Here is a 23,355-nt window from a genome sequence, read left to right as displayed (position 1 = left end):
CGTGCCGGGGGATCCGGGAGCGTCGCACGCCGACGCGTGGCACGCCTTGGCGGACTACCTGGCGCAGGCGGGACCGCCGGTGCTGTTCGGGCTGCCCGGCGACGACCTGGCGGCGCTGGCCGCCGTCGACTCCCGCGGCCTGCGGCTGGTGCTGTGCCGCGACCAGCGCAACGCGGTCTTCATGGCCACCGGGTACGCCCTGGGGTCCGGCGGGCCGGGCGTGTGCGTGATCGGCAAGGGGCCGGCGGTCGCCAACGCGGTCACCGGCCTGGTCGAGGCCCGGGCGTCGGGCGCGCCGGTGGTGCTGGTGGCGGGCGGCACGGCGGTGGACCGCCGGGGCAGCGGCGCGTTCCAGGAGCTGGACCAACTCGCGCTGGTGTCCCCGGCGGTCAAGTGGGCGCACCGCGTGGACCACCCGGACCGCGTGGCGCCCGCCCTGGAGCGGGCGTTCCTGGTGGCGGCCTCGGACCCGCGGGGACCGGTGTACCTGGAGCTGCCCGACCACCTGATCGGGGCGCCCGTGCCGCGCGCCCGGCCCTGGCTGCCGGCCACCGCCGTGGCACGCGCCCGCGCCACCTCACCCGTCCGGGGCGCCGCGCTGACCGCCCTGCGGTCGTCCCGGCGACCCGTCGTCCTGGTCGGCGGCGGTATGCGGCACCGCAACCCGGACGGCGTGGTGGAGCGGTTCGCCGAGCGGATCGGGGCCGCGGTGTTCACCACGGCGTCCGGTCGCGGCGCCGTCGCCGAGGACCACCCGCTGTTCTGCGGCCTGTCCGGCCTGTACACCCCGCCGGGGACCGAGGAGCTGTGGCGCGAGGCGGACCTCGTCGTCGCCGTGGGCAGCAGGCTGGAGGAGACGGCGACCACCGGGTGGGACCGGCCCGACCGACCGGTCCTCCAGGTCGACGTCGACCCCGCGTCGCTGTCCACGGACCACCCCGGCCCCCGCGTCGTCGGCGACGGCGCGGACGTGCTCGCGGCGTGGGTGGCGGAGGTCGACCGGCCGCCCGACCGGTCGTGGCGGACCGCGGTCGAGCGGTGCCGCGCGGCGGCGCGGGGGCACGCCGAGCAGGTGCGGGGCGCGCCCCCCGAAGGCGACCGGCCCCGGGTGGTCGACGTGCTGGCCGCGATCGACGAGGTCCTGCCGCCGGACCGGGTGCTGGTGCAGGAGAACGGCCTCCAGGACATGTGGTCGTACTTCTACCCGCACTACACGTGCCGTTCCGCGGGGGGCTGCATCGCACCGTCCGAGCAGACCACGCTCGGGTTCGGCGCCGCGGCCGCGGCGGGGGCGCGCCTGGCCGCGCCGGACCGGCCGGTGGTCGCGTTCGTGGGTGACGGCGCGTTCAACCTCTTCCGCAGCGACCTCGCCACCCTGGACCGCGAGGGCATCGGCGTGCTGTACGTGGTGCTGCGCAACGGCGGCTACGGGTGGCTGCACGCCCAGCTGGACCGCCACCGCCTCGACCCGGCGCGCCACGGGTTCGCCTCCGACGCGCCGGACGCGGGTGGTGCGGGCTCGCACTTCCCGGTGACCGACCGGACCGGGCTCGTCGACGCGGTCCGGCGCGGGTACCGGGTGACCGCGCGGGGCGGGGTCGCGGTGGTCCACGTGGACGTCCGGCTCGCCGATCGGCACCCCGCCCTCGACAACCTGATCGGAGACTTCCCCGCCCATGTCGCACAGTGCTGAAGGTCCGTCCGCGTTCGCAGTCGGCACGACCGGGCGGGTGACCGCCGACGTCGCCGCCGTTCGGTACCCGTCGACCGCGGCGGCGGTCACCGGCACCCTCGACGCGGTGTTCGACGCGCTGCCGCCGGACGTGGCGCGCGAGGTGCCGCTGCTGGTCCTGGCGGACGCCTACAGCCGGTGGGCGGCCGCGCGTTTCGCCCGCCGGTGCGACGAGGTCGGCAGGCAGGTGCGCCCGTCCGACTCGACCGGTCTGGAGACCGCGGAGCTGGTCCGCCGGTTCGGCCGCGCGCGCGGGTGGCTCGGGCCGTGCTTCCTGGTGGCCAGGGTGGACTCGGCGCACGGCCTGCGGCTCGCCCGTGCCATGGCCGCCCGCGGTCCCGTGGTGATGTGCCAGGTGTCGCCGCTCGACCTCGACTCGCTCACCGACCCGGGGTGCGTGGTGACCGCGGCGGTGGTGACCGCGGCGGACGACTGGGACCCGGCGTTGCTCGACAGCGGGCTGCCGGAGATGTCCGGTGCGCGGCCGTGACCCGGACGGTGGTCACCGGCGTCGGCGTGGTCACGCCGTTCGGGCGCGGTGTCGGGGCGTTGTGGGCGGGGCTGTGCGAGGGCCGCACGGCGCTGGGCGAACCCGACCGGTTCCGGGCCGACTGCCGGCGGGGCGAACCGGTCGGCGAGGTGCCCTGGACCGTCCCCGGTGTCCCGCCGAAGCAGGCGTACCTGGGCGCCGCGCTCGCCGAGGCCCTGTCCGCCGCCGGCCTGCCGGGGGTGCCGCCGGACGCGCTGTTCGTGATGGTGGGCCAAGCGCCGGCGAGCGGCCGGGGTGACGACGACCTGGCCGACTTCCTCGGCCCGCCCGTCCCACCGGACCTCGACGCGAGGACGGTCTACCTGACGCACGCGTGCGCGTCGGGTGCGTTCGGCCTCGCGTTCGCCCGCCGGGCGATCCTCGCCGGCCTGGTGGACACGGCGGTCGTCGCCGGCGGCACCGCCCTCAACCGCTACGAGTACGTCAGCATGTCGGCCGTGCGCGCGGTCAGCGCCACCAAGGCCCGGCCGCTGGACCGGAGCCGAACGGGCATCTCGCTGGGCGAAGGGGGCGGGGCGGTGGTGCTCGAACGCGAGGACCACGCCCGCGCCCGGGGCGCGGCGGCGGACCTGGCCGTGGCGGGCGCGTCCTGCCGGGTGGGCTCGGGCAACGCCGCGGCGTCGGACGCGGCCGTGATCGAGGACTGCGTGCGGGCCGCGCTCGCCGACGCGGGCGCGGAGCGGCTCGACTACGTGCACGCGCACGCGACCGGCACGCCGCAGGGCGACCGCGAGGAACTGGCCGCGCTGGACGCCGTGGCCACCGCCCTCGGCCTCGCCGACCTGCCCGTGGACTCCCACAAGGGCGCGACCGGGCACCTGCTGCACGTGTCCTGCCTGGTGGCGGTGGCCGCGACCGCGGTGGCCCTGCGCACCGGGACGGCGTCGGGCACCCCGAACCTGACCGACCCGGAGCCCAGTGCGCGCCTGCGCCTGAGCGGCGTGCCCACGCCGCTCCCGGCGGACGTGCCGACGACGGCCGCGGTGACCAGCTTCGGGTTCGGCGGCAACAACGCCACCCTGGTCCTGACCCGCGACCCGTGAAATGGTGACGTCCTCGGGCCGCCGTCGAAGACGGGTCGGGAGCGGCTAAGCGGTCCGGGGAAATCCCCGGGGCGCCTATTTCGGGGATCGCGGGAATTCTTCGCCGCGGACGGGGTCCATTGTCGAGTGCGACGTGAACGGGAATTCCAGGGATTCGCGTCCGGTGGTCCCGCTCGGCCGCGGCCCCGGTTCGACCCGAACCGGGGCCGCGACGGGGGTCACCGACCGGGGGCGGTGCCCTGCCCGCCCACCGCGGGCGCGGTCAGCAGCTGACCGCGCCGTCGAACCGCGCCAGGCCGCTCCGCTCGGACGTCAGCCAGCCACCGTTCGCCGAGAGCCTGGTGCAGGCGGTGTCCGAGGCGAACGCCCAGATGATCTTGGCGTGGACGACGTACGAGCAGTTGTTGGTGACCCACGCGCGCTGCCCCGAGTGGTCGTAGTCCGCGCAGCTCGGCAGCGTGCCGAGGGTGCCCGAGTCCGCGACGGCGACATCGGAGGCGACGTCACCGGCCACCGCCACCGCGGACGGGGAGGCCGGTTCGGCGACGGCGGCCGGCACGGACAGCAGGGAAACTCCGAAAAGCGCGGTCAGGCCGAGCAGCACTTTGACGATCTTGAGCACTATTCCCCCTCGTGGTGCAACCGGAAACGGATGGAATCCGTTGGCGACGAGCATCCACCGAGGTGTTCACCTTTGCCTAAACAATGACTAAAAAGCGCTATTCGGAGGCCGGTCCCTGCTCCGCCCGACCGGTTTCGCGGGATCGGACGGCCGCAGGGCGGTCGGGCCGGCGCCGGGGGAGCGGCGGTCCGGGGCGGCCGGCTACAGGCGTTCCGGCGCGGTGATCCCCAACAGGTCGAGGCCGTGACCGAGCGTGCGGGCCGTGAGCAGGCACAGGGCCAGTCGGTTGCCGCGCACGGGTTCGTCGGCTTTCAGGACCGGGCAGGCGTCGTAGAACGCGGTGAAGGCGCGGGCCAGGTCGTAGAGGTAGCCGCAGAGCCGGTGCGGTTCGAGGGTGGCGCACACCTCGGTCAGGACGGCGCCGTAGGCGTCGAGCGCCAGTGCGAGACCCCGTTCGGCCGCGTGGAGCGCGACGGCGCCGTCGACGGCGGGGGTCGGGCCGCCGGCGTTGCGCAGGATCGAGCTGATGCGCGCGTGGGCGTACTGGAGGTAGACCCCGGTGTTGCCGGTGAAGGCGACCATGCGGTCCACGTCGAAGGAGTAGTCCTTCACCCGCGAGGTGGACAGGTCGGCGTACTTGACCGCGGCGATCCCCGCCGACTCGGCGATCCGGTCGAGCTCGGCGGGGTCCAGGTCCGGGTTCTTCTCCAGGACGACGGCTCGCGCGCGGGCCACGGCGTCGTCGAGCAGGTCCACGAGCCGGACGGTGCCGCCCGCCCGCGTCTTGAACGGCGTCCCGTCGGGGCCGAGGATGGCGCCGTGGGCGACGTGCTCGGCGCTGGTGCCGCCGGTGAGCCACCCGGCGCGGCGGGCCGCCTCGAAGACCAGCTGGAAGTGCAGCGACTGGCGCGAGTCGGTGACGTAGACCAACCGGTCGGCGTCGAGGTCGCGGGTGCGGTGGCGGATGGTGGCCAGGTCGGTGGTGTCGTAGCCGTACCCGCCGTCGCGCTTGCGGACCATGAGCGCGGCGGGCTTGCCCTCGGGGCCGGACACCTCGTCCGACTGGAAGACCAGGGCGCCCTCGCTCTCGACGGCCAGGCCCGCGTCGACCAGCTCGGCCGCGGTGTCGGCCAGCATCGGGTTGTAGAACGACTCGCCGACCGAGTCCTCGGCGGTGAGCAGCACGTTCAACCGGTCGTAGATCGCCCGGAACGACTTCTCCGACTCGGCGACGATGCCCTCCCAGACCTCGACGGTGCCCGGGTCGCCCGCCTGGAGGGCGACCACGCGGGAACGGGCGCGGTCGGCGAAGTCCGGGTCGGCGTCGAACTCGGCGCGCGCCGACCGGTACAGGCCGTCCAGCGCGGACACCGCCGAGGCGCCCTCGCCGAGCTGGTCCTGGTGCCACGCGGCGCCGGGGTGCTCGTCGAGGTACTGGATCAGCATCCCGAACTGGGTGCCCCAATCGCCCAGGTGGTTCTGGCGCACCACGTCCGCGCCGAGGAAACCCGCGACGCGGGCGATGCTGTCACCGATGATCGTCGTGCGGAGGTGCCCGACGTGCATCTCCTTGGCGATGTTGGGCGCCGAGTAGTCGACGACGGTCCGCCGTCCCAGTTCGGGTGTCCCCACACCGAGACGTGGGTCCCTCAGACGGGTGGCGACCTGCGCCCAGATCGCGCCGTCGGTCACGGTGACGTTGAGGAAACCGGGCCCCGACGGCTCCGCGGAGGCCACCAGCGCCCCCTCGGCGGCGTCGAGCGCCCCCACGATGTCGGCGGCCAGGTCGAGGGGCCCGACCCCGATGCGCTTGGCCAGGGCGAGAGCGGCGTTGCACTGGAAGTCGGCGTGCTCGGATCGTCGCACCACCGGGTCCGCCCCCGCCAGGTCGGCGCGGACTCGACCGATCGCCCCCGACACCGTGGCGGCGACCCGCCCCGACAGCGACGGCACCTCGTGGTGGTGAACGCTCACCTGAACACATCCTCCGCGAACTCGGATCGGCTCCGGCACCCGGCCGGCGCCGTGCGGGCATTGTGGACAGCGGCCGGTCGGTGATCCAGCCATTTTCCCGGCAGGCGCGGGCGGAACGGCGCACCGGGCAGGCGGGGGATGAGGTCGACGCCCCATCGCGGCGAGCAGCTCCTCGACGCGGCGCACGGGGTCGCCGTCGGCTTCCCCGGCAGCACCCGGCGCGGACCGGTTCGGCGTCCGCGACGATCCGCAGGGCCGGCCCCGACCTCTCGGCGGCCGGTCGACTCACGGCACCAGCACGACTTTGCCCGTCACCGTGCCGGACTCGGCCAGCGCCACCGCCTCGGCCACCCGCTCCAGCGGCACGCGCGCGGCCACCTGCGGGCGCAGCTTCCCCTCTGCCAGCAGCGCGAACACGGCCCCCAGGTCGTGGCCGAGGCGGGCGCGGAACCGGGCCGCGTCGCGCTTGCCCGCCCAGATGTTGAAGAACTTCGCGGTGCGGCCGCCCGGCAGCGCGTCCCACAGCAGCAGGCGGGCGAACAGCTTGAGCACCGGCAGCCGCGAGGAGCCCTCCTCGTCGCGGGTGGACGCCGTGCCGTAGGCCACCAGCGCGCCGCGCGGTCCCAGCAGCCGCCAGGAGTCCACGATGCCGGGCCCGCCCACGTGGTCGAACACCGCGTCCACGCCGTCCGGGGCCAGCTCGCGCACCTTCGCGGTCAGGTCGGGGTCGCGGTAGTCCAGCGGGGGCGCGCCCAGTTCGCGCACGGCCTCGTGGTGGCGCGGCGACGCGGTGCCGATCACCCGCGCCCCGGCCAGGCGGGCCAACTGGACCAGGGTCGAGCCGACCCCGCCGTTCGCGCCGTGCACCAGCACGGTCTGCCCCTCGGCGACCCGGGCGACGCCGTGCAGCATCTGCCAGGCGGTGATGCCGTTGACCACGAACGTCTCGGCCTCGGCCGGGTCGACGCCGGCGGGCACCGGCACCAGGTCGGCGGCCTCCACCACGGCGTGGTCGGCCCACCCGCCGGTCTTGGTCAGCGCCGCGAACCGGCCGCCCACCAGGCCCGCGTCAACGCCGGGTCCCACCTCGGCGACCGTGCCGACCAGGTCGTAGCCGGGCACGAACGAGAACGGCGGCTGGTCGTAGTACTTGGCCCGGCGCATCTGCTGCTCGGCGAACGACACGCCCGTCGCCTCGACCCGCACGAGGGCCTGACCCGGACCTGGCGCGGGCCGCGCGCGGCGGCGCAGCACCAGCCCGTCGGGCTCGACCACGCCCGGCAGCACGACCTCCAGCACCTGCCCGGTCGGCACGTCGCCCATGACCCCTCCTCCATCTGTGAGTGGTCAGTCACTCACTCTCGGGGGAAGTAAACGGGCGAAGCGCTGCTTTGTCAACAGGAGTGGTTGGTCACTCACCGAATCGGGCCGGGATTGCCGCCGCCGGAAGCCGAATCCCGCAGGTCACCGACCCCGACGAGAGGTGATCTTGGTTTCGCCCCGCCACCTCCGGGTACGCCAGGCCCAGCGAGCCGAACCCGGAGGAACCACCATGACGAGCGCAACCGAACGCGCGGGTACCCGCCGTCGCCCCGTCCAGGCGCTCGCGCTCCTGGTCGGAGCGGTGTTCCTGCTGGTCGGCCTGCTGGGTTTCATCCCGGGCATCACGTCCCACTTCGACCACCTCGGCTTCGCCGGCACGGGGTCGCGGGCCGAGCTGTTCGGCGTGTTCCAGGTCTCGGTGCTGCACAACCTCGTGCACCTGCTGTTCGGCGTGGCGGGCGTCCTGGCGGCCCGCGCGGCGGGCGCGTCGCGGGCGTTCCTCGTCGTCGGCGGATTCATCTACCTGCTGCTGTGGGTCTACGGCTCGGCGGTCGACGCCGCCGGTGGGGCGAACTTCGTGCCGTTCAACGCCGCGGACAACCTCCTGCACCTGGGCCTGGGCCTCGGGATGATCCTGCTGGCCGTGCTCGCCACCGTCCTGGAGCGCACCCGCGGCCAGTACCCCGGGCGGGAGCAGCGGGGTCGGTGACGCCCGGTTGACGCCTCGGTGGACCGGGTCGCGTAAGTTCACCCCGGGAGGCGCTTGACTGGGAGGGCGTAGATGGCGAGTTCGGGACGACGGCGGCAATGGGGACGGGTGGACCCCTTCATCCTGTTCACCGTCCTGCCGTTGCTGTTGATCGCGGGCGTCCTGGCTTGGGGTGGCTTGGCCTGGGTCGGTGTGGTCGTCCTCGTCTTCGCGGCGCTGTTGGTCCTGGTCGACTCGTGGACGAACCGGCCGTTGCCGTTCGACGTGCCGGACGAGGACGACGGGGACTACGACTACGAGCCGCCCTCGGCCGGTCGACGCGGCTACTGATGGGGGGCTGGCGCTACCAGTCGTAGCGCCAGCTGCCCACCTCCCGGCCGTCGTAGGTGGCGCGCAGGGAGACGAAGCGCTCCTCCCAGCTGAAGTCCGTGTGGACGCAGGCCGTGTGGCCGAACGCGGTGCCGCACAGGTCGTCCCGGGCCTGGGCCGACGACCAGGTGCGCTCGGCGACCATCCTCCACCCGAACGCGGCGTGCCCCAGGTAGGCCCGCGTGGTCAGGCTCGGCGTGTCCGGGTCCACCAGCACGCGCGCCTTGACCACGCTCAGGAACACGCACTCGTAGTCGTGCGGCGCGAGCACCTCGCACTCCGCTGACGCGGGCGCCTCAGCGGTCGCAGTAGTCGCAGCGGTCGCCGGAACGGGGTGGGCCGCCGCGTTGGCCGCGGGACCCGGGGTGGCCAGCGCGAGCACCGCGGCGAGGACGGGCAGGGCGGCGCGGGAACGGGCGGCGCGGAACGGTGTCGTGCGCACGGCCTTCATGTGCGTTCCTCCGAAAAGGGCGGTCGTCCGGGCGGAACCGAACCTAATCCGGCTTTTCGGGCGGCGGGACCCGACGCGGGGACGTCCATCCGGTCGGGTCGCCGCGCCACACCTCCGGGTGCCGCCGCGTCACGCTGGGCTGCCGCTAACCGCGCGGGAACGTCTCCTCGATCGCCGCGTCGACCGACCCGGACCGGGCGACCGGCACGAACAGCTCGCGCAGCAGCAACCCGCCCAGGTGCCGCGGGTCCAACCCGGACTGCCTGCCCCGCACCGCGTGCACCGCCCACGTGGACCACAGCGCCGCCCGCACCACCGCGCCCGGCAGCCCGCGCACCGGGCGCGGGCGACCGGCCGCCTCCGCGACGCGGCCGATCATCCGCGACCAGGTCAGGTTCTCGTCGGCCACCGGGATGTCCTCACCGGACGCCCGCTCCAGCGCGTCCACCGCGACCTCGGCCACGCGGCGGGCCGTCGTGGCGGCGGAGCCGCCCGGCGGCGCCACCAACGGCGACCCCGAGCGCACCCACCGGTCCAGCGGCTCCGCCCAGTTCGGCAGGCGGTCCCGCGCGCGGCCGAACACGAACGGCAGCTCCAGCACCGCCACCGGCAGGTCCGGGCCCGCCGCGGTGCGGCCGAGGCGCGCCTGCTCGACCCGGCTGCGGATGTAGGGGTGGCGCTCGGCCAGCCGCCAGTCCGGGTGCTCGCGGTGGAAGTGCGTGTAGTACGACCCGAGGACCACCGCCCGCGTCAGGCCCTCCTCGCGGGCCGCGGCGAGCAGCCGCACGACCGGCGCGACGTTGCCGCGGTGGAACACGGAGTAGGCGGGCCTGCGCGGCACCTCCCGGTCGTCCGCGCCCGCCGCGAACACCACGCCGTCGTGCCCGGCCAGCAGCGACCGGAACTCCGCGCCGCTCGCCAGGGTCGCGTCCAGGGCGTGGTCCACGCCGCCGCGCGCGGTCCGCGCCGCGGTCGTCGCCTCGTGCCCCAGCGCCCGCAGCCGTTCCACGACGTGCTGCCCGATCAACCCGCTCGCACCCACCACCAGGATCCTCACGGGCTCGGGATGTTACGCGGTCCGCTCCCGGATCACGCTCCCGCGCGCAGGGTCAGCAGGGAGATCTCGCTGGGCGCGAACACGCGCAGCGGCGGGCCCCAGAACCCGGCGCCCCGGCTGGTGTAGAGCCGGGTGCGCTCGCCGTGGCGGCTCAGCCCGGACAGCACCGGCTGCTGGAGCCGCACCAGCAGGTGGAACGGCCAGATCTGGCCGCCGTGCGTGTGGCCGGACAGCTGGAGGTCCACGCCCGCGGCGACCGCCTTGACGACCTCGCTCGGCTGGTGGGCCAGCAGCACCACCGGGTCGTCGGGCCCGGTGCCCGCCAGCGCCGCGGCCAGGTCCGCGCCGTGGCCGGGTTCGCCGGAGTGCGCGCCGGTGACGTCGTCCACGCCCGCGAACACCAGCCGCGCGCCGTCGCGCTCCAGCACGCGGTGCTGGTTGTGCAGGCTCGTCCAGCCCAGCTCGGTCAGGTGGGCCAGCCACGCCTGGGCGTTGCTCAGGTACTCGTGGTTGCCGGAGACGTAGAACCGGTGCGCCGCGCGGACGTCGGCCAGCGCGGCGGCCTGGCCCCGGCGCTGCTCGACCGTGCCGTCGGCGATGTCGCCGACGTGGACCACGACGTCCGCGTCCAGCGCGTTGACCGCCGCGACCGTGGCGCGCGACCAGCGGGTGCGGTCGATCGCGCCGTAGTGGGTGTCGGCGAGCACCGCGACGGTCAGCCCGTCGAACGCCGCGCCCAGCCGGGGCAGCACCACCTCGGTCCGCCTGACCCGCGGCACGCGTCGCGCCTCGTGGACGCCGTGCGCCGTCAGGACCAGGCCGATCACCAGCAGCAGCACCGCGACGACCCGGGCCCGCAGCGGGTTGTCCACGCCCGCGACCGCCAGCGCGAGCCGCAGCACGTCCGTGACGAGCGTCCAGGCGAAGAACACCCACGCCACGCCCAGCATCGCGTGCGCGACCCGGGCGGCGCGGTCGGTGTGCCGGCGGCCGTGCGCGCGGACCAGCAGCAGCGGGAACGCCACCGAGGCGGCCGCGACGAGCACCGTGCCGGTCAGCTGCACCGGCCACGGCCACCGCGCGCTCGGCGCGAACAGGCCGAACCAGGGCACCCAGAAGAGCAGCGCGGTCACGGAGAGCAGCACCGCGGTGAACGTGACGCGACGGCGCGCGGAGGGGCGGGGCGGCGCGCTGGTCGACATCGGGTCTCCTCGCGTTTACGAACCGGTGGTCTGTTAGCGAGGCTAGCTCTCGCCCCGGTCGCTGTCCAAGGCGGTTTGCCCGCTCCGCCGGTGGCAACCCCAGGGCCATGGTCGACGAGGACGACGTGCGCGAGATGGAGAAGCCCGAGCAGGACGAGCGGCTGGCGGAGGTGCGGCGGGACATCGCGGAAGCCAAGGCGGACGCCGCCGACCTGCGCGAGACCAACCCGGACCCGTTCCCGGACTCGGACCCGCCGAACGAGGGCGGCACCCCGGCCAACTGAGCGTCCGGTCCACAGTGGACATTCACCCGAATGGCGGTTGCATCCCGGAAATCGGATCTGGATAGTGCGATGACCCGGCAGGCCGTGCCGTGATCGTCGTTCTACTCTGGGGGTAACCGGGCGTGGCTCGTCCAACCCGTGCTCCGGTGGGCGGGGCGCTCCCGTCGGCGGAGCTGGCCGGGCTGCGCCGCATCATCCGGCTCACCTCGGCGTTCACCTGGTTGGCCGGCCTGGTGTTCGCCGGGCAGGTGGTGTTCGCCGGCGACGGTCCCGCCCACCTGCCGCTGGCCGCCCTGGTGGTGGTCGTGCTGGTGAGCTGGCTGCGGCCCGCCCGCTACCCCTGGCCCGCCGCCGCGGTCGAGGGCGTGGTCATCGTCGCCGCGACCCTGGTCATGCCCACGCCGCAGCCCGTCGTCGCCTTCCTGTTCGCGGTCACCGTCCGCCGGGCCCTGTGCGGCGCGGAGCGCTACCCGGTCAAGGCGCTGCCCGCGCTGGCCGGCTACCTGGTCGGCCTGTGCTGGTGGCTGGCCGCCCAACCGGCCGCCGTCACCGGACCGCAGCTCGCGGCCAACCTGATGCCGCTGGCCGGGCTGGTCGTGGAAACCCTGGCCCTGCACGAGGCGGTGCGCTCGACGCGGCTGCTCGACCGCGCGAACCGCACCCTCGACGCCGTGGTGCGCTCCAGCCCCGTCGGCCTGGCGCTGCTCGACGAGCGGGGCACGCCCTCGCTGCGCAACGAGCGCGCCGGCGAGCTGCTGTCCTGGACCGGCGGCCCGGACGACCACGTGCCGTGCCCGCACGGCCCCGACATCTCGCGCTGCCGCTCCGGCTGCCGCACCGCCGGGGAACCCGTCGAGGTCGAGCTGCCGCGCCCCGACGGCGCCACCGGCGTCCTGGCCGTGCAGGCGGTGCCGATCGAGCGCCACACCCTGGTCACCGCCCAGGACGTGAGCAAGCGGCGGCGGTTGGAGCAGGTCCTGCGCGCCCGCGCCGAGCGCGACGAGCTGACCGGGCTGGCCGGCCGCGCGCACTTCCTGCACCTGGTGGACCAGGCGCTGCTGGCCGGCGAGGCGGTCGGCCTGCTGGTGATCGACCTGGACGGGTTCAAGGAGGTCAACGACGCCGACGGGCACGAGGCGGGCGACTGGTACCTGGTGTCGGCGGCCGAGCGGATCAACCGGGCCGCGGGCCCGGTGGCCGAGGCCGCCCGGCTGGGCGGCGACGAGTTCGCGGTGCTCGCGCCGGGCCACGACGTGCGCGAGTCGGCGCGGCTGGCCACCCGAGTGCTCTCCGAGCTGGCCCGGCCGCTGACCGGGCTCGGGCACGACACGGTGATCCGGGCCAGCGTGGGCATCGCGGTGTCGCGGCCGGGCGTCGGCACCGCCGACCTGCTGCGCGACGCGGACACCGCGATGTACGCGGCCAAGCGGGAGGGCGGCGGGCGCATCCGGCTGTTCCGGCCGGAGATGGGCGAGCAGGTGCTGGCGCGGCAGCGCGACAAGGCCGACCTGCGCACCGCGGTGCACGAGGGCCAGCTGGTGCTGCACTACCAGCCGATCGTCGACCTCGCCACGTCGGAGGCGTCGGGCGCCGAGGCGCTGGTGCGGTGGCAGCGCCCCGGCCACGGCCTGCTCGGGCCCGGCGCGTTCATCGGCCTCGCCGAGGAGACCGGCCTCATCGTGCCCCTGGGCGCGAAGGTCCTGGCCGGGGCCTGCGAGCAGGCCATGCGCTGGCGCGAGCAGGGCCGCGCGCTGGGCGTCACCGTCAACGTCTCCACGCGCCAGCTCTCCACGCCCGCGTTCCTGCCCTCCCTCGACCGCGTGCTCAAGACCACCGGCCTGCCGCCCGCCCACCTGACCATCGAGGTGACCGAGTCGGTGTGGGCCGACGAGGCGGCGATGCGCGGCCTGATGGAGGTCCGGGAGACCGGCGTCCGGGTGGCCCTGGACGACTTCGGCACGGGCTACTCCTCGCTGAGCTACCTCCAGCGGTACCCGTTCGACGTGGTCAAGATCGACAAGTCGTTCACCGGCAACCTCGACGACACCGGGCGCACCGCGGGCGTGGTCCGCTGCATCATCGACCTGGCCGAGGTCCTGGGCGCCCACACCGTCGCCGAGGGCATCGAGACCGAGGCGCAGGCCGACTGGTTGCGCCGGGCGGGCTGCGACTACGCCCAGGGCTACCTCTTCGGCCGCCCCGACACCCCCGAGAACTGGGACAGCCACCCGGTCGCGGTCCCCTGACCGCGCGCCGGGAGCCCGGTCGGGGCACGGGGGCGAGGCGGACGAGGCCCCGACCACCGGGACCGGGTGAGCGGCTCGCGCCGAGGGCCGTTCGGACGCCCGCGCCGCAGCGGGAGCCGGCAGGGTGGGGACGGTTGGCCGACCGCGCGGGGGGCTGGGCATGGCAGCACAGGACATGACTCGACGGAACCTGCTGGTGCGCGGCGGCCAGGCGGCGGCGGCGCTGGGCGCGGCTGGGGCTGGGGCGATCGGGGCTGGGGCGGTCGGGGCTGGGGCGGTCGCGCCCACCGCGCAGGCCGACCCGGTCGCGGCGCCCCGCCGGGTGCGGCTGCGGGAGGGCACCAACATCTCGGTCGCGCCGTCACCGGACGGCAGGTGGCTCGCGATCGACCTGGTCACCGCGATCTGGGTGCTGCCCGCCGCCGGGGGCGCGGCGCGCCGGCTGACCGACGAGTCGCAGGACGCCACGCTGCCGACCTGGTCGCCGGACGGGCGCTCGATCGCGTTCCAGTCCTACCGGGACGGCAACTACCACCTGTGGCTGGTCGACGTCGCGGGCGGCCCGCCGCGCCGGCTCACCACCGGCCGCTTCGACCACCGGGAACCGGCGTTCTCCCCGGACGGGCGCTCGATCGCGTTCACCGGCGACCGGAGCGGCGGCTACGGCGTGCTGCTGCTCGACCTCGCCTCCGGCGGGATCACCGACCTGACCGGCCCGCCGGGCGAGCCCGCCGCGCCGCGCTGGTCCGCGGACGGGCGGCGGGTCGTCTTCACCGTCGACGAGACCGCCGTGGACGTGCTCACCGTCGCCACCGGCGAGCGGGTCCGGGTGGCGACGGCCCCGGAGGGCGCGCGGCTGCACGGCGCGGCGTTCGGCCCGGACGACCGCACCCCCGGCTACGTGGTGGTCCGCCACGGGCGCGCCGACCTCGTGCTCGGCGACCGGCGGCTCACCGACGGCGAGGACGTGTTCGGCTTCGCCGCCACGTGGACCGGCGGGGCGGTGCTCTACACCGCGGACGGCCGGATCCGCCGCCGCGAACCGGACGGCGCGGTGCGGGACGTGCCGTTCGAGGCGACCGTGCCGATCTCCGCGCCGCTCGCGCGCCGGCGGGCCCGGCGCCTCGACGGCCTCGTGCCCGCACCGGTGCGGGGCATCGCCGGCCCGGTGGTGTCGCCGGACGGCGGCACGATCGCGTTCCGGGCGCTCAACGCGATCCACCTGGCCCCCATCGCCGGCGGCAGGCCGCGCAGGCTCACCGGCGGCGCCTGCTTCGACTCCGACCCGGACTTCGCCCCCGACGGCCGGTCGCTCGTGTACTCCGGCGACCGGCGCGGCGTGCCCGAGCTGTGGCTGCACGACCTGGCCACGGGGGAGGAGCGGGTCCTCGGCGGCGCGTCGGGCTCGCAGACCACGCCCCGCTTCGCCCCCGACGGCAGGCGCATCGCCTACGTCGACCAGGACGGCGCGGTCTGGGTCCTCGACGTGCCAACGGGAGACCGGCGGCAGGTCACGCCGACGCTGTTCATGCCGGGCCGGCCGACCTGGTCGCCGGACGGGTCGGTGCTCGCGCTCGCCGCGGTGAAGCCGTTCTCCCGGCGCTTCCGCGAGGGCACCAGCCAGGTCCTCACCGTCGACCTGGGCAGCGGCGAGCTGCGCTACACCGAGCCGATGCCGTTCCGGTCGATCGCGACCCGCGGCGACGACGGCCCGGTGTGGTCGCCCGATGGCGCGCACCTGGCCTTCGTGGTGGAGAGCGTGGCGTGGGTGGTGCGGGTCGACGCGGCGGGCCGGTTCCTCGGCGAACCTCGCCAGGTCACCCGCGAGGTGACCGACTCGCTCGCGTGGCGCGGCCCCGACACCCTCGTCCACCTGAACAACGGCAGGCTGCGGCAGGTCGGCATCGACGGCGGCCCGGCGCGCACCATCCGGCTCGACCTCACCTGGCGCAGGCCGAAGCCGCCGCGCCGCACCATCGTCCACGCGGGCGCGGTGTGGGACGGCGAGGCCGGCGACCTGCGCCACGACGTGGACCTCGTGGTGGAGCACGGCCGCGTCCAGGAGGTCCGCCCGCACCGCTCGTCGGCGGGCGACCGCGTGGTGGACGCCCGGGACCTCGTGGCGATGCCGGGGCTGGTCGACGCGCACAACCACTGGCACCTGCGCGGACGGCACTGGGGCGCGCGGCAGGGCAGGCTGTGGCTGGCCTACGGCATCACCACCACCCGCTCACCGGGCGACCCGGTGTACCAGATGCTGGAGACGCGGGAGGCGCTGGCGGCGGGGACCCTGGTCGGCCCCAGGTTCTTCGGCACCGGCGAGGCGATCGACGGCTCCCGCGTCTACTACAACTTCATGCGCCCCACGCTGTCGCGCGAGCAGCTCGACCTGGAGGTGGAGCGGGCGCTGGCGCTCGACTACGACATGGTCAAGACCTACGTCCGGCTGCCGGTCGCGCTCCAGCGCGACACCGCGGCCGCGGCCCACCGCGCGGGCGTGCCGCTGTCCTCGCACTACCTGTACCCGGCGGCCAACCTGGGCATGGACGGCATGGAGCACGTCGGCGCCACCAACCGGCTCGGCTACTCGCACACGATCAGCCGCACCGGCCGGGCGTACCAGGACGTGGTCGACCTGTTCACGGCCTCCGGCATGTCGATCACGCCGACCCTGTTCCACTCCCGCGCCCTGTACGCCGAGGACAAGTCGCTGGTGACCGACGAGCGGACGCGCGTGCTGTTCCCGCCGTGGGAGCACGAGCGCTACGCCGCCGACGCCGACGCGGCGGGCACCCCGGCGTCACCGTGGTCGCGCGACGTCCTGGCCGGCTGGGTGGACCTGGCGCTGCGCGTCCACCGCGGCGGCGGCCTGGTCGTCTGCGGCACCGACGCGCCCCTGGACACCGTCGCCACCTCGACCCACCAGAACCTGCGCGCCATGGTCGCCTTCGGCTTCACCCCGCGGGAGGCGCTGACCACGGCGACCCGCAACCCGGCTGAGTGGCTGGGGCTGTCGGGGCGGATCGGCGTGCTGAAGCCGGGCGCGTACGCCGACGTGTCCCTGGTCGCCGGCAACCCGCTGGCCGACATCCGCGCCGCCGCCGCCGTGCGCCGGGTGATGGTCGGCGGGGTGTCGCACACCGTGGACGAGTTGCTGGAGCCGTTCCGGGGCGCGGGCGCCCGCGAACTCCGGGCACCTGCGCCGCCGGCCGCCCACGACCACGACCACTGGTGGCACGAGCCCGAGTGGGCGGCCCACGTGTGCTGCGGGGAGTTCTGACGGCGGGCGGCTCAGGCCAGGTCGGCCAGCGTGTTCCAGAACATCAGCTCGTAGGAGTGCAGCAGGCGGGCCGCAGGCAGGGCGCCCTCCGGGGTCCACCCGGTGGCCAGGACCGCGTCGAGCGCGGCCAGCGACAGGGCGTCCAACTCGGGCGACGGGGTGGCGAAGAAGTCGAAGAACGCGCAGGCCGCGTCGTCGAAACCGTAATGCTCGCGCAGGGCCGCGGCGATCGTGGCGCAATAGCCGCCCCATTCCGCGAAATTCGCCAGAATCGCGAGCAGCGCGTCGTGCGGATTGCCGTCCAGCGCGAGCCTGGCCACGTACGACGGGTACGCCTGGCACCCCGGCAGGGGCCGGTGGGCGGCGAGGTCGTCCTCGCCGAGGCCGCAGCCCGCGGCGAAGTCGCCGAGCTTGGCCAGCGCCAAACCCTCGCCGCCCGCGACCATCGCGAAGAACTCGCGCTGCGGTCGCTCGGTCGACTGCGCCGCCAAGGTGAGGAACGCTCGCCAATCGCTGCGCACGATCAGGTTTTCCTCCGCGGCGAGGGCGCGCAGCGCGTCGAGCGACGCCCGTCCGCGGGCGATCAGCGACACCAGCTCGTTGGTCCCGCCGTCCCGGCGCACCTCCTCGCGCACCCGCTCCAGCAGTTCCCGCGCTTCATCCGACATGATCTCCCCCAGGGCGACGGTGGTGGGCGCCAACCCTATCCCCCCGGTCCGCCGGGTGAAGACTCGGCAACGGGGGATTGACGCCACCTCCCGTTTACCGATTCCATGGCCACGCTTGTCGCAGCGGAGCCGAGTCGCAGAAGGAGAGTCGGGGATTGCGCGTCGTGGCGGACACGTCGGTGGAAAACCGCGGAATCCCGATCAAAAAGCCCGATCGGCTCTGGCTCGGGTACGTGGTTCTCGGCCTCGCGGTCATGGGTGCCTACTACACCGTGCCGATCTTCGTCGGCACGGTGCCGTTGCGCGTGGTCCTCTACTGCGCGATCAGCGCGTCCGCCGCCGCGGCGGTGTGGTGGGGCGTGCGGCGCAACCGGCCCGAGCACCGCGCGCCGTGGGTGGTGCTCGGGCTGGGCCAGGTGGTGTACGCCCTGGCCGACACCACGTTCTACGTCTCGCACTACGTGCTCAACGAGACGCACTACCCGTCGATCGCCGACGTGTTCTACATCGGCCACTACCCGCTGGTGATCGCCGGCCTGGTCGTGCTGATCCGCCAGCGCCGCTCGCACCGCGACCTGCCCGGCCTGCTCGACGCAGCGTCGCTGACCGTGGGCGCGGGCCTGCTGTCGTGGGTGTTCGTGATCGGCCCGCAGACCCGCCTGGGCACGCCCCTGCTGGTGGAGGTCGCGTCGCTGGCCTACCCGCTGATGGACCTGGTGGTGCTGCTGGTCTCGCTGCGGCTGCTGTTCGGCGGCGGCGGTCGCCGCGACGCGTCGTTCGTGCTGCTCAGCGCGTGGCTCGCGGCGATCCTCACCGCCGACACCGTCTACGTCCTGCAACGGCTGGACCACACCTACGCGGCGGGCAACTTCCTCGACGCGATCTGGCTGACCGGCAACCTGGCGCTCGGCGCGTGCGCCCTGCACCCGTCCATGGGCCGGATCGCGCAGGCCGCGGACGTGCCCGTGCTGCGGTTGAGCTGGCCGCGGTTGGCCGTGCTGTGCCTGGGCGCGCTGATCGGGCCGCTGCTGCTGCTCCTCCAGCACGCCCAGGGCGTGCAGCGGGACGTCCCGGCGATCGCGGTCGGCTGCGCGGTGCTGTTCGCGCTGACCACCACCCGGCTGGCGGGCCTGGCGGTCGACCAGCGCCGGATCGCCATCACCGACGGGCTCACCGGGCTGCGCAGCCGCCGCTACTTCGAGGCGCGCCTGGCCGACGACGTGGCCCGCGCGGAGCGCATCGGCGGCCCGCTGGCCGTGGTGATCCTCGACGTGGACCGGTTCAAGCGCATCAACGACGGGTTCGGGCACCCCGGCGGCGACCGGGTGCTGGTGGAGGTGGCCGACCGGCTGCGCGCGGTCGCCGGTCCCGACCACGTGCTGGCCCGCTACGGCGGCGAGGAGTTCGCGCTGATCACCACCGGCGCGGACGCCGAGCAGCCGACGCGACTGGCCGAGCGGCTGCGCCACGCCGTCGCCCGGGACCCGATCGTCGTGAGCGACGAGGCGTCGGTGACGGTTACGCTCTCGGCCGGCACCGCCGCGTTCGCGCCCCACCACGGGACGGCGTCCGCGCTGGTGTCGGCCGCCGACCGCGCGCTGTACCTGGCCAAGGACCTTGGCCGCGATCGCGCGGTGGCCGGTGGGACATCGGTCGCCGAGCACCGGGAGGACGTCGCGGTGGACTACCTGGACCAGGTCGCGGACCTGGTCGACCTGAGGGTGGCGAGTCCGGGCCGCAGCCTGGCCATCGCCGAGTGGGCGCGGATCGTGGCGGAGCGCCTCGCGCGCGACGCCGCCGAGGTCCGCACCGCGCACCGCGCGGGTCGGCTGCTGGACGTGGGCATGATCGTGCTGCCGGACGACCTGCTCACCGAGTCCGGCCCGCTCACCGACCAGCAGTGGCACCTGCTGCACGAGCACCCCGACAGCGGCGCGCGCATGGTCGGCGTGCTGCCCGACCACGCCGACGTCGCCGAGGTCATCCGCCAGCACCACGAGCGGTGGGACGGGGCGGGCTACCCCAACGGCCTGCGCGGCGAGCGGATCCGCATCGAGGCCCGGGTGCTGTCGGTGTGCGACGCGTGGGCCGCGATGCGCGCCGACCGCCCGCACCGCCGCGCGCTGACCCACGAGCAGGCCGTGCGCGAGCTGCGCGTGGGCCGGGGCGCCCGGTTCGACCCGCACCTGGTGGACGTGTTCCTGGAGCTGCTGGCCGAGCACGCGGTGGGCGACCTGGTCGCCGGGGCGGCCGCGTCCCGCGGGGGCAGCCGCCTATCCTGACCCCGTGTCACGCCGCGCCCTGATCACCATGACCCCGGACGAGGTGCGCGCGTTCCTGGAGGAGCAGCGCGTCGTCACGGTGGCCACGATCGGCCCGAACGGGCGTCCGCACCTGGCGCCGCTGTGGTTCGTCGTCGAGGACGACGAGCTGCTGGCCTGGACCTACCGGGCCTCGCAGAAGGCGGCGAACCTGCGCCGGCTGCCGGAGGCGACGCTCCAGCTGGAGGCGGGGGACACCTACGACCGGTTGCGCGGCGTGACCATGGAGTGCGACGCGCGCCTGGTCGAGGACCCGGCCGAGGTCGCCCGGATCGGCGCGGCGGTGGCGCTGCGGCACTCCGGGCACAGCGGGCCCGAACTGGACGCGTTCGTGGCCGCCCAGGCCGCCAAGCGGGTCGGGGTGCGGTTCGCGCCGACCTCGGTGGTGTCGTGGGACCACCGCAAGCTGGGCGGCGCGTACTGACCCTCGTCCTGTTCGACCTCGACGACACGCTGGTCGACCTGACCGGCGCGTTCGCCCGGTGGGCGGGTGAGTTCGCCGCCGAGCACGGCCTGCCCGGGGACGCGGTGGCGTGGCTGGTGGGTGCGGGGCGGCGGTCGCGCGGTCCCAAGGACCGGTTGTTCGCCGAGGTTCGCGCCCGGTTCGGATTGGCGGAGCCGGTCGAGGAGCTGTGGGCGCGGTACCGGGCGCGGGTGCCCGAGCTGGTCGCGGCGCGCCCCGGCGTGGCGGAAGGCCTGGTGGCGCTGCGCGCGGCCGGGTGGCGGATCGGCGTGGTCACCAACGGGCTGCCGGACAACCAGGTGGGCAAGCTGAGGCGCACCGGCCTGGCCGACCTGGTGGACGGCTGGTGCGCGTCGGGCGAGGTCGGCCCGCGCAAGCCGGACCCGGAGATCTTCCGGTTGGCGGCGCGGCGGTGCGGGGTCCCCCTCGCCGGTTGGGTGGTGGGCGACGACCCGGTGCTGGACGTGGAGGGCGGTCGGCGCGCCGGCCTGCGCACCTGCTGGGTCGACCACGGGCGGCTGTGGCCGGGTGAGACGCCGCCCGATCTCGTCGCGGGGGACACCCACCTGGCGATCCGCAGCCTGCTCGATGCCGAAAGTCAACTTTTTGCATGATTAAGTAGACATCTTGCAGGTGGCCTGCTTATGGTGTGCGCCACGCCACACCGTGCACCCCTGCCCGCCGCCAGGGTCCCGTCCAACGAAGGGCTGACCCCATGCGCCTGCCCCACCACCGCCGACGCCTCCCGGTGCTCGGCGCGGCCGCCACGGCCGCCGCCCTGCTCGACGCCGCCGTGGTCGCGGTCGCGGCGCCCGCCGCGCCACCCCCTGCCGCCGCGGCGGCCGGCTCGCCGTTCGACGTCCCCAACCGGGGCGCGGACGTGCCTTTCGTCGAGCACGAGGCCGAGGACGCGGCCACCAACGGGACCCGCATCGGCCCCGGCCGCCGCCAGGGCACGCTGGAGGGCGAGGCGTCGGGCAGGCGGGCCGTGACCCTGTCGGGCCAGGGCAGGTACGTCGAGTTCACCCTCACCGAGCCCGCGAACTCCATCGACGTCCGCTACAGCGTCCCCGACGGCGTCACCGCGCCCCTGTCGCTGCACCTGAACGGGCAGAGGTCCGGCAGCCTCGCGCTCACCTCCCGGTACGCCTGGCGCTACGGCTCCTACCCGTACTCCAACGACCCGGGCCAGGGCCGCCCGCACCACCTCTACGACTCCACCCGCGCGCTGTTCCCCACCACCCTCCCGGCGGGAGCCAAGGTCCGGCTCCAGGTCGACGCGGGCGACACCGCGCCCTCGTACACCATCGACCTGGCGGACTTCGAGCTGGTCGCGCCGCCGGCGGCCCGCCCGGCGAACTCCGTGTCCGTCACCGAGCACGGCGCCGTCCCCGGTGACGGCGGCAACGACAGCGCCGCCTTCGACGCGGCCGTGGCCGCCGCGCGGGCCGCCGGTCGCGAGGTGTGGATCCCGGCCGGGCGGTTCACGGTCACCAAGCACATCACCGTCGACCGGGTCACCGTGCGCGGCGCGGGCCACTGGCACAGCGTCGTGACGGGCGACCGCGTCGGCTTCTACGGCCTCGGCGAGCCGTCCTCCTGCGGCCAGGGCGGCAACTCGGGCGTCGGCACGCGCGTCGGCCTGCACGACTTCGCGATCATCGGCGAGGTCACCGACCGGGTGGACTGCGACCAGACCAACGCCATCGGCGGCGCGCTGGGCGGCGGCTCGGTCGTCTCCGGCATGTTCCTCCAGCACACCAAGGTCGGCCTGTGGCTCGACGGCCCCTTCGACGGGCTGACCATCCGCGGCAACAAGGTCGTCGACCAGCTCGCGGACGGCATGAACCTGCACCGCGGCATCAGCAACGTCGTCGTCGAGCACAACCTGTTCCGCAACATCAGCGACGACGGCATCGCCCTGTGGTCCGAGCACCAGGCCGACCACTCCAACACCATCCGCCGCAACACCGTCGTAGTCCCGATGAAGGCCAACGGCATCGCCCTCTACGGCGGCCGGGACAACGTCGTCACGGAGAACGTCGTCGCCGACACCCAGGACCAGGGCGGCGGCCTCCACGTCGGCAACCGGTTCTCCGCCGTGCCGCTGTCCGGCGCCACCACGCTGTCCCGCAACACCACCCTGCGCGCGGGCGTGCTGGACTCCAACTGGCAGTTCGGCGTGGGCGCCCTGTGGTTCGACGCCCGCGACGGCGCCATGAACGGCCGCATCGACGTCACCGACACCGACCTGGTCGACAGCAACTACGAGGCCATCCAGTTCATCAGCGGCACCATCACCAACGTCCACTTCAACGGCGTGCGCATCAACGGCGCGGGCACGTTCGGCCTCCAGCTCCAGTCGCCGGGCTCGGCGTCGTTCACCAACGTGGTCGCCACCGGCCTCGGCCGCGCCGGCGTCTACAACTGCCTGGGCGAGGGCGCGTTCCAGATCACCAGGGGAACGGGCAACTCGGGCTGGGACGGTCCGCCGTACTGCGGCGCGTGGCCCGACCCGGTGCACTCCAACCCCACCACCACGCCCACGACGACCACCACGACCTCGGTGGCGCCCGGCGGCAACCTGGCGCGCGGCAAGCCCGTGACGGCCTCCAGCGCGAACGGCGGCTTCCCCGCCGGCAACGCGGTCGACGGCAACACCGGCACGTACTGGGAGAGCGTGAACCAGCAGTTCCCGCAGACGTTCACGGCGGACCTGGGCGGCGTGGTGCCGGTGCGGCGGATCGTGCTGAAGCTGCCGCCGTCCACCGCGTGGGGCGCCCGCACGCAGACGCTGAGCGTGTCCGGCAGCACAGATGGCGGGTCGTACGGCCAGTTGGTCGCCTCGGCGGGCTACCGGTTCGACCCGGCGTCCGGGAACCAGGTGAGCATCCCGGTCACCGGCGGCCACCGCTTCCTGCGGCTGACCGTCACGGGCAACACCGGGTGGCCCGCGGCCCAGGTGGCGGAGTTCGAGGCGTACGCGGGGTGACGTGACGGGGTGGGTGCTCGCCGGTCGTGCGGTCGGGGAGCACCCACCCCGGGTTCGCCTCGCAGGTCG

19 protein-coding genes are annotated in these 23,355 nt (G+C 74.8%); 12 read left to right on the top strand and 7 right to left on the bottom strand.

The features are described from left to right. Position 1 precedes the first annotated feature (1 nt). Genes ABD223_RS19145 through ABD223_RS19135 form a run of 3 tightly spaced genes read left to right on the top strand, consistent with a single transcriptional unit; the run spans position 2 to position 3,325 of the window. Positions 2-1,693 carry a thiamine pyrophosphate-binding protein gene (locus tag ABD223_RS19145; RefSeq protein ID WP_344037655.1) on the top strand — a complete coding sequence of 564 codons (1,692 nt, stop codon included), beginning with the start codon at positions 2-4 and terminating at the stop codon, positions 1,691-1,693. 37 nt (positions 1,694-1,730) lie between these two features. Continuing rightward, positions 1,731-2,222, top strand: coding sequence for a hypothetical protein (locus tag ABD223_RS19140; protein ID WP_344037654.1), 492 nt, complete (start codon positions 1,731-1,733; stop codon positions 2,220-2,222). After that, on the top strand, positions 2,219-3,325 hold the full coding sequence (locus tag ABD223_RS19135; protein WP_344037653.1) for a beta-ketoacyl synthase N-terminal-like domain-containing protein: 1,107 nt from the start codon (positions 2,219-2,221) through the stop codon (positions 3,323-3,325). Before ABD223_RS19140 ends, ABD223_RS19135 begins: the two co-directional genes overlap by 4 nt. A gap of 262 nt (positions 3,326-3,587) precedes the next feature. Here ABD223_RS19135 and ABD223_RS19130 read toward each other — a convergent pair whose 3' ends face one another. From ABD223_RS19130 to ABD223_RS19120, 3 genes are all read right to left on the bottom strand, one after another. Beyond that, positions 3,588-3,947 carry a hypothetical protein gene (locus tag ABD223_RS19130; protein ID WP_344037652.1) on the bottom strand — a complete coding sequence of 120 codons (360 nt, stop codon included), beginning with the start codon at positions 3,945-3,947 and terminating at the stop codon, positions 3,588-3,590. Between the two features lie 201 nt (positions 3,948-4,148). Further along, the gene (gene argS, locus ABD223_RS19125; RefSeq protein WP_344037651.1) at positions 4,149-5,921 is read right to left on the bottom strand and encodes an arginine--tRNA ligase; all 1,773 of its coding nucleotides are present in this window, start codon (positions 5,919-5,921) and stop codon (positions 4,149-4,151) included. Between the two features lie 285 nt (positions 5,922-6,206). Continuing rightward, positions 6,207-7,244 (bottom strand): medium chain dehydrogenase/reductase family protein, encoded by a 1,038-nt coding sequence (locus tag ABD223_RS19120; protein WP_344037649.1) that lies wholly within the window; start codon positions 7,242-7,244, stop codon positions 6,207-6,209. Positions 7,245-7,473: 229 nt separating this feature from the next. On the opposite strand from ABD223_RS19120, the gene ABD223_RS19115 reads away from it, so the two are divergent. Both ABD223_RS19115 and ABD223_RS19110 read left to right on the top strand, forming a co-directional pair. Then, the gene (locus ABD223_RS19115; protein WP_344037648.1) at positions 7,474-7,953 is read left to right on the top strand and encodes a DUF4383 domain-containing protein; all 480 of its coding nucleotides are present in this window, start codon (positions 7,474-7,476) and stop codon (positions 7,951-7,953) included. Between the two features lie 108 nt (positions 7,954-8,061). Next, positions 8,062-8,283: a hypothetical protein gene (locus ABD223_RS19110; RefSeq protein ID WP_344037647.1), complete on the top strand. Its 222-nt coding sequence runs from the start codon at positions 8,062-8,064 to the stop codon at positions 8,281-8,283. A 13-nt stretch (positions 8,284-8,296) separates the two neighbouring features. On the opposite strand, the gene ABD223_RS19105 is transcribed toward ABD223_RS19110, so the two are convergent. The 3 genes from ABD223_RS19105 to ABD223_RS19095 all read right to left on the bottom strand — a co-directional run bounded on the left by ABD223_RS19105 (position 8,297) and on the right by ABD223_RS19095 (position 11,032). Further along, a complete protein-coding gene (locus ABD223_RS19105) occupies positions 8,297-8,773 on the bottom strand; it encodes a hypothetical protein (protein ID WP_344037646.1) in 477 nt (158 codons plus the stop codon). Positions 8,774-8,918: 145 nt separating this feature from the next. Further along, complete coding sequence (locus tag ABD223_RS19100) at positions 8,919-9,830, bottom strand: NAD-dependent epimerase/dehydratase family protein (protein ID WP_344037645.1); 912 nt, start codon at positions 9,828-9,830, stop codon at positions 8,919-8,921. A 32-nt stretch (positions 9,831-9,862) separates the two neighbouring features. After that, on the bottom strand, positions 9,863-11,032 hold the full coding sequence (locus ABD223_RS19095) for a metallophosphoesterase (RefSeq protein ID WP_344037644.1): 1,170 nt from the start codon (positions 11,030-11,032) through the stop codon (positions 9,863-9,865). A gap of 107 nt (positions 11,033-11,139) precedes the next feature. Here ABD223_RS19095 and ABD223_RS19090 point away from each other — a divergent pair, with 107 nt between their 5' ends. The 3 genes from ABD223_RS19090 to ABD223_RS19080 all read left to right on the top strand — a co-directional run bounded on the left by ABD223_RS19090 (position 11,140) and on the right by ABD223_RS19080 (position 16,842). Beyond that, positions 11,140-11,316 (top strand): hypothetical protein, encoded by a 177-nt coding sequence (locus ABD223_RS19090; RefSeq protein ID WP_344037643.1) that lies wholly within the window; start codon positions 11,140-11,142, stop codon positions 11,314-11,316. A gap of 146 nt (positions 11,317-11,462) precedes the next feature. Next, positions 11,463-13,562 carry a putative bifunctional diguanylate cyclase/phosphodiesterase gene (locus ABD223_RS19085; protein ID WP_344037642.1) on the top strand — a complete coding sequence of 700 codons (2,100 nt, stop codon included), beginning with the start codon at positions 11,463-11,465 and terminating at the stop codon, positions 13,560-13,562. 175 nt (positions 13,563-13,737) lie between these two features. Then, positions 13,738-16,842, top strand: coding sequence for an amidohydrolase family protein (locus tag ABD223_RS19080; RefSeq protein WP_344037641.1), 3,105 nt, complete (start codon positions 13,738-13,740; stop codon positions 16,840-16,842). An 11-nt stretch (positions 16,843-16,853) separates the two neighbouring features. Here ABD223_RS19080 and ABD223_RS19075 read toward each other — a convergent pair whose 3' ends face one another. Continuing rightward, positions 16,854-17,510 carry a thiaminase II/PqqC family protein gene (locus tag ABD223_RS19075; RefSeq protein WP_344037640.1) on the bottom strand — a complete coding sequence of 219 codons (657 nt, stop codon included), beginning with the start codon at positions 17,508-17,510 and terminating at the stop codon, positions 16,854-16,856. A gap of 254 nt (positions 17,511-17,764) precedes the next feature. Here ABD223_RS19075 and ABD223_RS19070 point away from each other — a divergent pair, with 254 nt between their 5' ends. The 4 genes from ABD223_RS19070 to ABD223_RS19055 all read left to right on the top strand — a co-directional run bounded on the left by ABD223_RS19070 (position 17,765) and on the right by ABD223_RS19055 (position 23,286). Next, on the top strand, positions 17,765-19,792 hold the full coding sequence (locus ABD223_RS19070; RefSeq protein WP_344037639.1) for a diguanylate cyclase: 2,028 nt from the start codon (positions 17,765-17,767) through the stop codon (positions 19,790-19,792). 4 nt (positions 19,793-19,796) lie between these two features. After that, positions 19,797-20,255: a pyridoxamine 5'-phosphate oxidase family protein gene (locus ABD223_RS19065; protein WP_344037638.1), complete on the top strand. Its 459-nt coding sequence runs from the start codon at positions 19,797-19,799 to the stop codon at positions 20,253-20,255. Further along, on the top strand, positions 20,222-20,908 hold the full coding sequence (locus ABD223_RS19060; protein WP_344037637.1) for an HAD family hydrolase: 687 nt from the start codon (positions 20,222-20,224) through the stop codon (positions 20,906-20,908). The genes ABD223_RS19065 and ABD223_RS19060 overlap by 34 nt, the downstream gene beginning before the upstream one ends. Before the next feature lie 101 nt (positions 20,909-21,009). Beyond that, the gene (locus ABD223_RS19055) at positions 21,010-23,286 is read left to right on the top strand and encodes a discoidin domain-containing protein (protein WP_344037636.1); all 2,277 of its coding nucleotides are present in this window, start codon (positions 21,010-21,012) and stop codon (positions 23,284-23,286) included. Positions 23,287-23,355: the final 69 nt, after the last annotated feature.

The organism is Saccharothrix xinjiangensis (assembly GCF_039527585.1).
Taxonomy (GTDB): domain Bacteria; phylum Actinomycetota; class Actinomycetes; order Mycobacteriales; family Pseudonocardiaceae; genus Actinosynnema; species Actinosynnema xinjiangensis.
The sequence above is the reverse complement of the archived record's forward strand: the minus strand, read 5'-3'. Positions and strand labels throughout refer to the sequence as shown.